Below are 11,493 nucleotides of genomic sequence, written 5' to 3' on the forward strand. Positions count from 1 at the left end.
GTAAGCGCTTGAGGGGGCCCCTCCTACCGCGCCGGGCGCCGTGCGGACGGTCAGCCAGGGATGAGTCCGTCGTCGCTGAGCATTTCCTTCACCTCTTCGAGGGTCGCGTCGGGCGCGGGCAGGATCAGCTCCGAGGGCTCCAGGGAGTCGTCGGGGATGCGCTCGCCCAGGCTGCGTACGGCGTCGAGGAGTGCCGCGAGCGTGCGCCGGAAGCCGCTCTCGTCACCGCTTTGGACCTCGGTGAGCAGTTCCTCGTCCAGCTTGTTCAGCCCGGACATGTGGCTGTCCGCCAGCCGCAGCTGCCCCTCCCCCATGATCCGTACGATCACGACTCCTCCTCGGGGATCTCGCTTCGCGAGGGACCGGGCTACTGCTTGTCGAGCTTGTGCTGCCCCTGCGGCTGCTCGGTACGGTCCGACCGCCCGCCCTCAATAGCCTGCTGGGTGCCGCTGCCACCCGCCAGTTCTGCCTTCATCCGCTGGAGCTCCAGCTCCACGTCGGCGCCGCCGGAGATGCGCTCCAGCTCGGCGGTGATGTCGTCCTTGGCCGCGCCGCTCTGGTCGTCGAGCGCGCCGGAGGCCAGCAGCTCGTCGATCGCGCCCGCCCGCGCCTGCATCTGCGCGGTCTTGTCCTCGGCGCGCTGGATCGCCATGCCGACGTCGCCCATCTCCTCCGAGATACCGGAGAACGCCTCGCCGATACGGGTCTGCGCCTGGGCGGCGGTGTAGGTGGCCTTGAGAGTCTCCTTGCGCGTGCGGAAGGCGTCGACCTTGGCCTGGAGCCGCTGCGCCGCCAGCGTCAGCTTCTCCTCCTCGCCCTGGAGCGTCTGGTGCTGCACCTCCAGGTCACCGGCCTGCTGCTGGAGCGAGGCACGGCGCGACAGCGCCTCGCGCGCCAGGTCCTCCCGGCCCAGCGCGAGCGCCTTGCGGCCCTGGTCCTCCAGCTTGGCGGACTGGCTCGACAACTGGTTGAGCTGGAGCTCCAGACGCTTGCGGGAGGTCGCCACGTCCGCGACACCGCGGCGCACCTTCTGCAGCAGTTCCAGCTGCTTCTGGTACGAGTAGTCAAGGGTCTCGCGCGGATCCTCGGCCCGGTCCAGGGCCTTGTTGGCCTTCGCGCGGAAGATCATCCCCATACGCTTCATGACACCGCTCATGGGCTTCGCGCGCCCCCTTCTGACGGACGAGAGACTCCGACACTCCTGCTACAGACCCCAGCGTACGGGCCCTGGTTCCATTACCGCACTGTTCGCTGTCCCCCGCGCTCCTCCTGCAGAACGATCGATCCCGCGGCCCCTCCCGCGCAGGGATGACACGGCCTCCGGGCGGAACCGGGCCCCGCGCGGGGCGCGCTGCCGTTGCCGGATCGTTCCCCCTGGGACTGGGGTCCACACCCCAGCACCCCGTACCCTTGGGTTTCGTGTTCCGAAGCCGTTCCAAGGATGAGCAGGCCGCGCCCACCAAGGTGACCGCGGACCAGCCGCAGCAGACCCGTGACCCGCAGGCGCCCAAGGGCCGCCCGACGCCCAAGCGCAGCGAGGCCCAGTCGCTGCGCCGCAGCCTGGCCCAGACGCCGACCAACCGCAAGGAGGCCGCCAAGCGCCAGCGGGAGGCCCGGCGCGCCGATCTCGCCCGTCAGCGCGAGGCGCTGGCCGGCGGCGACGAGCGGTACCTGCCCGTGCGGGACAGGGGACCGATCCGCCGCTTCGCGCGGGACTTCGTGGACTCGCGGTTCGTGGTCGCGGAGTTCTTCCTGCCGCTCGCGGTGGTCATCCTGGTCCTGAGCATGGTCCAGGCGGGCGCCATGCAGAGCTACGTGCTGCTGCTGTGGATGCTCGTGATCCTCCTGATCGTGATCAACTCCTTCGTCCTCGCCTTCCAGCTCAAGCGGGCCCTGCGCAAGCGCTTCCCCGACGAGAACCTGCGCGGCGCCGTGCCGTACGCCCTGATGCGTACGCTCCAGATGCGCCGACTGCGGCTGCCCAAGCCCCAGGTCAAGCGCGGAGAGCGGCCCTGAGCGCACAGCCGTCGGGGTTCCTCGGCGGCGCGAGCGGCTGGCTGAAGGGCCTCGGGGGCCTGCGGAACACCGTCCGGCAGGAGCTGGTGGCGCGCCAGCTCGACGAGCGGATCGCCGCCCGCTTCCCGGTGGGCCGGCGACTGCGGGTGTTGGACGTCGGCCTCGGCCAGGGCACCCAGGCGCTGCGGCTGGCCCGCGCCGGTCACGAGGTGACCGGCCTGGAGTCGGATCCGGCGATGCTGGCGTCGGTGCGCGAGACCCTGACGGCCGAGCCGGAGGGCATCCGCGAGCGGGTGCGGCTGATCGAGGGCGACGGCCGGGACACCGGCGCGCACTTCGCGCCCGGCGCCTTCGATGTCGTGCTCTGCCACGGCGTGCTGATGTACGTGCCCGAGCCGGACCCGATGCTGGCCGGGATGGCGCGGGTGCTGGCCCCCGGCGGGCTGCTGTCCCTGCTGGTGCGGAACGCCGACGCGCTCGCGATGCGGCCGGGCCTGGCCGGCGACTGGGAGACGGCGCTGGCCGCCTTCGACTCCCCCTCGTACACCAACCGCATCGGCCTGCGGGTACGGGCGGACCGGCTGGCGGACCTGACCGCGACCCTGACCGGCGTCGGGGCACCGCTGGACACCTGGTACGGCGTGCGGGTCTTCACCGACCAGGCGCCCGACGACGCGGTGCCGCCGGAGCCGGAGGAACTGGCGCGGCTGCTGGCGGCGGAGGAACGGGCCGCGCGCACGGATCCGTACCGCGCGGTGGCGGCGCTGCTGCATCTGTGCGGCGTACGGGGCGGCTGACCGCCCACGGCGCGCTCGCGGTGCGCTTTCCCCACCCCGCCCCTTCCCTCGGTCAGGGGCTCCGCCCCTGACCCGGCGTGTGACCCCGCGCGGCAAAGGACCCGTACGGCCGACAGCCATGGCCGTCTTCCCGCGGCGCGGGGACACTGCGCTCATGGACGGATCTCGCGTTCGGGGACTCCCACCGCGCGCCACCGCCGTGCTGGGCGCCGCGGTGCTGCTCGCCGGATGCGGCTGGGGAGGAGGCCACGGCGGGACCGGCCGGGCGGACGCGGACACCGCCGGGCGGCAGTCGGCGTCGGTGCCCGCCCACTCTCGCGCCGTCCCCGGGGACGGCGGAGAGCGACCGGAGGGGTACGGGAAGACCGTGGTGGCCGTCCTGCCGTCGGTCGTGCAGATCACCACCGGGGACACCCTCGGTTCCGGCGTGGTCTACGACCACCGCGGCCACATAGTCACCAACGCCCACGTCGTGGGCGACGCCGACACGTTCGAGGTCACCCTCGCCACCGGCCGGGGCAGCCACCCGGCGAAGCTGGTCGCCAGCTACCCCGCCCAGGACCTGGCCGTCATCAGACTCGACAGCGTGCCACGCGGGTTGAAGCCCGCCGCCTTCGCGGACTCCTCGAAGGTCGAGGTCGGGCAGATCGTGCTCGCCATGGGCAGCCCTCTCGGCCTGTCGAGCAGCGTCACGCAGGGCATCGTCTCGGCGGTGGGGCGCACCGTCGACGCGGGGAGCGCGGAGGACGGCACCGGGACCGGATCCCCGATGAGCGATCTGGTGCAGACCTCCGCGCCGATCAACCCGGGCAACAGCGGCGGCGCGCTGGTCAACCTGGACGACCAGGTCATCGGGGTGCCGACGCTGGCCGCGCGCGACCCGGAACTGGGGGACGCGGCGGCCGGGATCGGGTTCGCGATCCCGTCGTCGACGGTCACCCACATCGCGGACCAGATCATCAAGAACGGCGAGGTCACCTCGTCCGGGAAGGCCGCGCTCGGCATCACCGCGCGGACCGTGCTGGGCGACGACTACGAACCCTCGGGGGTCGCGGTGGTCTCGGTCTCCGACGACGGACCCGCGGCCGACGCGGGCATCGCGACGGGCGACATCATCACCGCCGTGGACGGCACCCCGATCGTCTCGATGACGTCCCTGTCCAGGGCGCTGGCGGACCATCAGCCGGGGGACAGCGCCACGGTGACGTACGAACGGCACGGCCGGAGCCGGACGGCGCGCGTCACCCTGGGCGAACTGTGACCGCAGGCTCTGCCCCGTCCGGCGTCCGTGCGTCCGTGCGTCCGGCCTACGCGTTCAGGCTCATCGGCCCGTAGACCTCCTTGCCGTCCTCGAAGAGCCGCACCTGGTCCGTGCCGCCGTCGAGCAGTTCCTTCCAGACCTGCCCGATCCAGGACTCGGCGTCCCCCTGGGTGGAGAACTCCTCCGGCTGCACCGCGGGCTCCGTCTCCGTCCCGTCCGACGTCTCGAACCGCCACGTCCATGCCATGTCCGCCTCCTCGTTCGCGCCGGTCACCTTGATGTCTGCCCGCAGCCTAAGGGACTGATCTCTCCGAACGGGATGGCCTTCACCACTCCCGGCAGGGCCGGGCTCAGGACCGGGCTCAGGGCCCGACTCCATACGGCGGTGGCCCCGCGCGCCCGCTCCGCGCCGACGCGAGACGATCGGGGCGTGGAACTGACTCTCCTCGGCACCGGGGCCCCGGACGGGCTGCCGCGCCACGGCTGCCCCTGCGCGGCCTGTGCCACCGCCGTCGGCGACGAGGCGCGGGCGTCGACCGCCGTGCTCGTCGACAGCGCGCTGCTGCTCGATCTCACCCCGGGCCCGGCGTTCGCCGCCGCGCGCGCCGGGCACTCGCTGATCGGCGTACGGCAGGTGCTGCTGTCGCACCCGCACGACGGCCCGCCGGTCGAGTACCCGGCGGGGCTGCCCGCACCGGGGCGGGTGCCCGACGGCCGCGAGCTGTCGCTGATCAGCGGGCACCGGGTGCGGGCGGTGGCCCTGGACGCGCCGGGCACCGGGTACGAGGTCACCGGCACGGACGGCGACCGGCTGCTGTATCTGCCGCCGAACGCGGCGCCCGCGGGGCTGGCGGATCAGGAGCAGCCCTTCGACATGGTGCTGCTGGATGTCATCGGCCGCCCCGACGCGCTGGCCCGGCTGCGGGCGGCGGGTGCGGTCGCGGCCACGACCGACGTGCTCGCGGTGCACCTCGACCACACCGTGCCGCCCGGCCCCGAGCTGCACCGCAGGCTGGCCGCGGTGGGCGCTCGGGCGGTCCCCGACGGGACGACGCTCGCCGTCGGCGAGTACCACGACGTACCGGACCTGCCGCGCCGCACGCTGGTCCTGGGCGGCGCGCGGTCCGGCAAGTCGGTGGAGGCGGAGCGGCGGCTGGAGTCCTTCCCCGAGGTGCTGTACGTGGCCACCGGCGGCACCCGCGACGGGGACCGGGAGTGGGCCGAGCGCGTGGCCCTGCACCGTGAGCGCCGCCCGGGGAGCTGGCGTACGACCGAGACCTGCGACCTGGCGCCGCTGCTCGCGGAGGAGGGGCCGCCGCTGCTGATCGACTGCCTGGCGCTGTGGCTGACGGACGCGATGGACTCGGCCGGGGCGTGGGACGACGCGACGTGGGCGGCGACCGGGGAGCAGGCGCTGCGGGAGCGGGTGGCCGAGCTGGTGGCGGCGGTGCGGGCCACCGGGCGGACGGTGGTGGCGGTGAGCAACGAGGTGGGGTCCGGAGTGGTCCCGGCGACCGCCGCGGGCCGCCGGTTCCGGGACGAGCTGGGCCGCCTGAACGCGGCGTTCGCCGAGGAGTGCGAGCACGTGCTGCTCGTCGTGGCGGGCCAGGCGCTGCGGCTGCGGTGACCCGGGCGCCTTCGCGGGGTGGGTGGCCGGGGCCGGGGTCTCCGGGGCAGGGTCCGGGACCGTATGCGGTACGCAGCCGACGGACCCCGCTCGCAGGCGACCCGAAGGGCGCCTCACAGCCCCGCCGGAGGCGCCCCCCGAAGCCCCGGTACGCGCTCCACGGCCCCTCGCCGGGAGGCGATAGGGTTCCGGGCGTGAGCGGTCTGAATCTCGATGACTTCGTCGACCTGATCGAGCGCCCCGACGGTACGGTCCGGCGCGACGCCGAGGAGCGGCGGGAGCGGCTCGTGGCGCCGGTCGGCGCGCTCGGGCGGCTGGACGAGCTGGGCGAGTGGCTGAGTGCCGCCCAGGGCCAGGTGCCGGTCCGGCCGGTCGAGCGGCCCCGCGTCGTGCTGTTCGCCGGTGATCACGGGGTGGCGGAGCTGGGCGTGTCGGGGCGGCCCGCCGGGTCCGCGACCGCGCTGGTGCGCTCCGTGCTGGACGGGGAGAGCCCCGTGGCCATCCTGGCCCGCCGCTTCGGCGTACCGCTGCGGGTGGTCGACATGGCGCTGGACTGCGACCCGGCCGAGCTGCCCGAGGAGGTGACGCGGTACCGCGTGCGCCGCGGCTCGGGGCGGCTGGATGTGGCGGACACGCTCACTCCCGAGGAGGCCGAGCAGGCGTTCCGGGCGGGGATGGCGGTGGCCGACGAGGAGGCCGACGCGGGCACCGATCTGCTGGTGCTGGGCGATCTCAGCGTGGGCGGCACCACGGCCGCCGGGACGCTGATCGCCGCGCTGTGCGGCACCGACGCCTCGGTGGTCACCGGGCGCGGCGGGGCGGGGATCGACGATCTGGCCTGGATGCGCAAGTGCGCCGCGATCCGGGACGGGCTGCGCCGGGCGCGGCCGGTCCTCGGCGACCAGCTCGAGCTGCTGGCGGCGGTCGGCGGGGCGGACCTGACCGCGATCACCGGGTTCCTGCTGCAGAGCGCCGTGCGCCGGACGCCGGTGATCCTGGACGGGGTGGTCTCGGCGGCGTGCGCGCTGGTGGCGCAGCGGGTGGCGTTCCGGGCTCCGGACTGGTGGCTGGCCGGGCAGGCGAGCGGCGAGCCGGCGCAGGCGAAGGCCCTGGACCGGATAGCACTCAACCCTCTGCTCGACCACGGCGTCTGTCTGGGTGAGGGAACGGGAGCGCTGCTGGCCCTGCCGCTGGTGCAGGCCGCCGCCGCGCTCTCGGCGGAGCTGCCCGAGCGCGACTGATCGCCGGGCCGCCGACCGCCGGACCACCGGTCACCGACGACCACGCGTAGCGATTCGTCCGATTTACACCGGAACGTTCTCCCCTCATAAGATCGATTTTCATGGGAGATGTCCGGATGAATCCGCGCGAGGGAACCCTTCGGCATGCCTGGGCACGGCGCGGGGCGACGTTCACCGTCTGGTATCTGCGCGTCATCGCGTTCGTCAACCTGCTCGGCGCCGTGTGGGTGTCCTTCGGCAACGACATCAAGCGGCACAACGCGGACGAGTACTTCACCCCGTATCTGCTGACCGCGGGCTTCTTCTCCAGTGCCCTGTCGGTGTTCCTCGCCATCACCATGCGCCGCCGCAAGCGCGCCGCGTGGATCCTGAACATGGTGCTCGCCACACTGCTGCTGGTGCTCTTCTCGTTCGCCATGAGCTGGCCGGATCTGCGCGAACACACGCAGAACTGGATCTCCCTGATCCTCACGCTGGCCTTCGTCGCCGCGCTGCTCGCCGGGCGGCGCGAGTTCTACGCCAAGGGCGACCGCTCGAACCCCAAGCTGGCGGCCGTCGTCGGCGTCCTCGGGCTGCTCGTCGGCTCCCTGCTCGCCGCCGCGCTGGTCACCGTCACCAACGACGCCCCGCACGAGGAGCGCGCCTCCTTCCTCGACCGCTGGCACTACGGCGTCCTGCGGCTGGTCTCACTCGCCGCCGACGACTCCTCGTTCGCGCACATCGAGACACCCGCATGGGTCAACGTCACCATCAACATCATGAGCACGCTGCTGCTGCTCCTCGTGCTGTACGCGGCGTTCCGCGCCCGCCGCGCGGTGGACCCGATCTCCGAGGACGACGAGACCCGGCTGCGCGCGCTCCTGGACCGGCACGGCGACCGCGACTCGCTGGGCTACTTCGCCCTCCGCCACGACAAGAGCGCCATCTGGTCGCCGTCGGGCAAGTCGGCGGTGACCTACCGGGTGGTGGGCGGGGTCTCCCTGGCCTCCGGCGACCCGATCGGCGACCCGGAGGCCTGGCCGCAGGCGATCGACCGCTGGCTGGCGGAGGCCCGCGAGCACGGCTGGATCCCCGCGGTGATCGGCGCGAGCGAGGAGGGCGGCACCATCTACGCCCGGCACGGCCTGGACGCGCTCGAACTCGGCGACGAGGCGATCGTGGACACCGGCGAGTTCACGCTGGAGGGCCGCGCCATGCGCACCGTCCGCCAGGCGTACAACCGGGTCAAGCGGGCCGGGTACACCGTCGACATCCGCCGCCACGAGGACGTACCGCCCCAGGAGATGGCCGAGCTGGTGCGGCTGGCCGACGACTGGCGGGACGGCGAGACCGAGCGCGGGTTCTCCATGGCGCTGGGACGGCTCGGCGACCCGCGCGACGGGCGCTGCGTGATCCTGGTCTGCTCGGACGCCGAGGGGACGCCGCGGGCGCTGCTCAGCTTCGCGCCCTGGGGCGCCCGCGGGCTGTCCCTGGACCTGATGCGGCGTGACCGCGACTCCGACAACGGCCTGATGGAGTTCATGGTGCTGGAGCTGATCCAGCGCGCCAAGGAGGTCGACGTCACCCAGGTGTCGTTGAACTTCGCGATGTTCCGCTCGGTCTTCGAACGCGGGGCCAGGCTGGGCGCGGGCCCGGTGCTGCGGCTGTGGCGCTCGCTGCTGAGCTTCTTCTCCCGCTGGTGGCAGATCGAGTCGCTGTACCGGGCCAACGCGAAGTACCGCCCGGTCTGGGAGCCCCGTTATCTGCTCTTCGAGAAGAGCACGGACCTGCCCCGCATCGGGCTCGCGAGCGCCCGCGCCGAGGGCTTCCTCGAAGCGCCGGGCCTGCCGAAGTGGCTCAACCGGTCCCACCTGGAGACGGCGCCGTGACCCGCGCTGTGACCCGCGCCGCGGCCGGCGCGGCGGCCGGCACCGCGCTGGGGCGCGCCGCACGGGCCGAATGGGGCCCGCTGCTGCGCGCCCTGCGGGACGGGCTGCGCAGCCGCAGGGCCGCCGCCGTCGCCCTCACGCTGACCGCCGTCTGCCTGACCGGGCTGTTCCAGTACGTGCAGAACCAGCCCTGGGGGTTCGGACCGGTCCGGCACCTGGGCGCCGTCCAGGCGGACCAGCCGTGGTGGTCGGCGCTGCTGCGCACCCCGCTGTCGCTGTACGTCCCGGCGCTCGACCTTCCGGTGTGGGGCGCGCTCGCCCAACTCCTGCTGGTCTTCGGTATCGCGGAGGTCTGCGTCGGGCCGCTGCGCACCCTGCTCGTCGCGTACGCGGCCACGCTCGCCGGAACGATGTACGCGCGGCTGGGGATCGCGGTGGGCCCCGGCGGCCTGCTCGGGCTGCCCGGCCACGAGGCGCACACCACCGACACCGGCCCGTCCGCCGCCGTGGTGGGGCTGGCGGTGTACGTGTGCTGGCGCTACCGGGCGTGGTTCACCTGCGCGGTCGTGGTCGCCGCGATGGTGGTCGAGGCGTTCGTCAAGCCCAATCTGGCGGGCAAGGAGCACGTGGCGGCGGTCGTGGCGGTGCTGGCGCTGTGCGTCGCGGACGAGGTACGGCAGCGGACGCGCCGTCAGGGGCCGGGCGGGCCCGACGGCTCGGGCGGATCCGACCTGCCCGGCCGGTCCGGCCGGTCCACCGTGCCGGGGCCGGAGTCCGCGTCGGAGCCGGAGTCCGGCCCTGAGCGGGGGTCCCGGCCGGTTCCGGGATCCGGTCCGAAGCCTGAGTCCCGGCCAGTTCCGGAGTCCGATCCAGTCCCGGGATCCGGGCCGAAGCGGGGCTCCCGGCCGGTCCCGGAGCCCGAGCCAGGGCCGGAGTCCGGCCCGGTCCGCGGGTCCGGCCCGGTCCCCGAGTCCGGGCCGGTCCCCGAGTCCGGACCGGCGGATTCCGAGAATCCGCCGAGCCAGTCCTGGAGTCGGCGGCGCCACGCGTTCCAGCGCCTGTCGTGACGGGTGGCCCGTACGCGCGCGCGGTCGCGCGTACGGGGCCTGGCGCGGTAGAGGTGCCGCGCCCAGGGCGAGTCCGGCCGCGCGAGCCGTACGGCACCCACGACCGCCACCGGCGGCACCAGCACGCCGACCACCGCGATCCGCGGCTTGCCCTTGACCAGGGCGAGCAGCGCGATCAGGAAGTTGCCGCACACGGTCGCCATCACGGTCGCCCGGTCGCCCTGCTCCTCGGCCGACAGGTCGTTGACCCCGAACGGCACGAATCCGCTGAGCAGCAGCCCGACCAGGGCGGCGGTGACCACCACCACCTCGACGCTCTGCCGGCCCTGCTCGCTCCAGTACACGTCGTGCAGATGGAGGATCAGCGCGAACTCGTCCAGCACCAGGCCCGCGCCGGTCCCGAACAGCACCGCCGACGCCAGCGCCCCGAATCCGTGCGTGCTGCTGCCGACCGCGCCGAAGCCGCCGACGACGCACAGCACGACCCCGGGCACCACGTGGTGGATGTGCAGCCCGCCCTCCGACGTCACGTTGCGGAACGGCCCCTTCCCCGCCTTGATCATCCGCGTGATGGTCCGCGTGACCAGGAACGACAGGATGAACGACAGCAAGGCGAGGAACAGCGGCAGCTTGCCGGGCTCCACGATGTTCCGCTCCCACCAGTGCCCCATGGCCCTCCAGCGAAGCGCGATAGCCTGCGGCGCGATGGACACCACGCCGCCACGGTCCCCCGCACGCCCGCCCCGCCCCCCGTACGCGCCGCTCGGCGACGGCCTCCGCTTCGCCTTCGGCACGCTCACCGCGCTGCCGGTGCGGGTGACGCGCTGGGACCGGCCCGCCGCGCGCACCGGCATGCTGTGCGCGCCGGTGGCCGGTGTCGTGGTCGGTCTGTGCGCGGCCGCGCTCGGCGGGCTCCTGCTGCTGCTCGGCGCGGGGCCGCTGCTCGCGGCGGTCGCCACGGTCGCCGTACCGGCGGCGCTGACCCGCGGTCTGCACCTCGACGGGCTCGCCGACACCGCCGACGGGCTGGGCAGCGGCAAGCCCGCGGACGACGCGCTGCGCATCATGAAGCGGTCGGACATCGGGCCCTTCGGGGTCGTCACCCTGCTGTTCGTGCTGCTCGCCCAGGTCGCGGCGGTGGCCGAGCTGTACGGGGACCACTGGGCGCGCGGCGCGGTCGCGGCGGCCGTCGCGGGCGGCACGGCCCGGTGCGCCCTCACCCTCGCCGCCCGCTCGGGGGTGCCCGCGGCCCGGCCCGAGGGCCTGGGCGCGGCGGTCGCGGGCGCCGTTCCCGCGCTGCCCGCGACGGTGGCGGCGGCGCTGGTGGCCGCCGGGTGCGCGGCGGCGGGCGCGACCTGGGGTCCGCAGGCCGCCGTCGGGCACGCGCTCGCCGCCGTGGCCGCGCTCGGCGCCGCCGAACTGCTGCTGCGGCACTGCCGCCGCCGCTTCGGCGGGGTCACCGGCGACGTGTTCGGCGCGCTCGCCGAGACCGCCGCCACGACGGCGCTGATCGCCCTGGCGCTGGGCTGACCCGCGACTCGCCTGCCCACCCCCGGCATGGCGGACGAACCCCACCCGGCATCGCCGACGAACCCCACCCGGCATCACGGACACAT

At 74.1% G+C, this 11,493-nt stretch carries 10 protein-coding genes and 2 pseudogenes; 8 read left to right on the forward strand and 4 right to left on the reverse strand.

Translation table 11 applies throughout. The features are described from left to right. Positions 1–50: 50 nt before the first annotated feature. Both Q3Y56_RS08205 and Q3Y56_RS08210 read right to left on the reverse strand, forming a co-directional pair. Complete coding sequence (locus Q3Y56_RS08205) at positions 51–329, reverse strand: hypothetical protein (protein WP_304461290.1); 279 nt, start codon at positions 327–329, stop codon at positions 51–53. A 38-nt stretch (positions 330–367) separates the two neighbouring features. After that, entirely contained in the window at positions 368–1,156 is a 789-nt protein-coding gene (locus Q3Y56_RS08210; protein WP_304461291.1) for a PspA/IM30 family protein, read from the reverse strand. Between the two features lie 152 nt (positions 1,157–1,308). On the opposite strand from Q3Y56_RS08210, the gene Q3Y56_RS08215 reads away from it, so the two are divergent. From Q3Y56_RS08215 to Q3Y56_RS08225, 3 genes are all read left to right on the forward strand, one after another. Continuing rightward, complete coding sequence (locus tag Q3Y56_RS08215; RefSeq protein WP_304461292.1) at positions 1,309–2,016, forward strand: DUF3043 domain-containing protein; 708 nt, start codon at positions 1,309–1,311, stop codon at positions 2,014–2,016. Positions 2,017–2,102: 86 nt separating this feature from the next. Next, on the forward strand, positions 2,103–2,813 hold the full coding sequence (locus Q3Y56_RS08220; protein WP_304461293.1) for a bifunctional 2-polyprenyl-6-hydroxyphenol methylase/3-demethylubiquinol 3-O-methyltransferase UbiG: 711 nt from the start codon (positions 2,103–2,105) through the stop codon (positions 2,811–2,813). A gap of 154 nt (positions 2,814–2,967) precedes the next feature. Next, positions 2,968–4,074 carry a S1C family serine protease gene (locus tag Q3Y56_RS08225; protein ID WP_304461294.1) on the forward strand — a complete coding sequence of 369 codons (1,107 nt, stop codon included), beginning with the start codon at positions 2,968–2,970 and terminating at the stop codon, positions 4,072–4,074. A 46-nt stretch (positions 4,075–4,120) separates the two neighbouring features. Here Q3Y56_RS08225 and Q3Y56_RS08230 read toward each other — a convergent pair whose 3' ends face one another. After that, positions 4,121–4,321, reverse strand: a complete 201-nt coding sequence (locus tag Q3Y56_RS08230) for a hypothetical protein (RefSeq protein ID WP_304461295.1) — start codon at positions 4,319–4,321, stop codon at positions 4,121–4,123. Positions 4,322–4,504: 183 nt separating this feature from the next. Between Q3Y56_RS08230 and Q3Y56_RS08235 the strand changes: the two genes are divergently transcribed. The 4 genes and pseudogenes from Q3Y56_RS08235 to Q3Y56_RS08250 form a co-directional block, all read left to right on the forward strand. Then, positions 4,505–5,701, forward strand: a complete 1,197-nt coding sequence (locus Q3Y56_RS08235) for a bifunctional adenosylcobinamide kinase/adenosylcobinamide-phosphate guanylyltransferase (RefSeq protein ID WP_304461296.1) — start codon at positions 4,505–4,507, stop codon at positions 5,699–5,701. A 194-nt stretch (positions 5,702–5,895) separates the two neighbouring features. Then, the gene (cobT, locus tag Q3Y56_RS08240) at positions 5,896–6,942 is read left to right on the forward strand and encodes a nicotinate-nucleotide--dimethylbenzimidazole phosphoribosyltransferase (protein ID WP_304461297.1); all 1,047 of its coding nucleotides are present in this window, start codon (positions 5,896–5,898) and stop codon (positions 6,940–6,942) included. Between the two features lie 101 nt (positions 6,943–7,043). Continuing rightward, complete coding sequence (locus Q3Y56_RS08245) at positions 7,044–8,810, forward strand: phosphatidylglycerol lysyltransferase domain-containing protein (protein ID WP_304461298.1); 1,767 nt, start codon at positions 7,044–7,046, stop codon at positions 8,808–8,810. Positions 8,811–8,818: 8 nt separating this feature from the next. Then, positions 8,819–9,469 (forward strand): annotated as a pseudogene (locus Q3Y56_RS08250) (hypothetical protein); the annotation flags it as partial. Between the two features lie 353 nt (positions 9,470–9,822). On the opposite strand, the pseudogene Q3Y56_RS08255 reads toward Q3Y56_RS08250, so the two are convergent. Next, positions 9,823–10,548 (reverse strand): annotated as a pseudogene (locus Q3Y56_RS08255) (hypothetical protein); the annotation flags it as partial. Between the two features lie 34 nt (positions 10,549–10,582). Between Q3Y56_RS08255 and Q3Y56_RS08260 the strand changes: the two are divergent. Continuing rightward, positions 10,583–11,407, forward strand: a complete 825-nt coding sequence (locus tag Q3Y56_RS08260; protein WP_304461299.1) for an adenosylcobinamide-GDP ribazoletransferase — start codon at positions 10,583–10,585, stop codon at positions 11,405–11,407. The last annotated feature ends 86 nt before the right edge of the window (positions 11,408–11,493 follow it).

Origin of the sequence: Streptomyces sp. XD-27 (genome assembly GCF_030553055.1) — a bacterium.
In the GTDB taxonomy this organism is placed as follows: Bacteria; Actinomycetota; Actinomycetes; order Streptomycetales; family Streptomycetaceae; genus Streptomyces.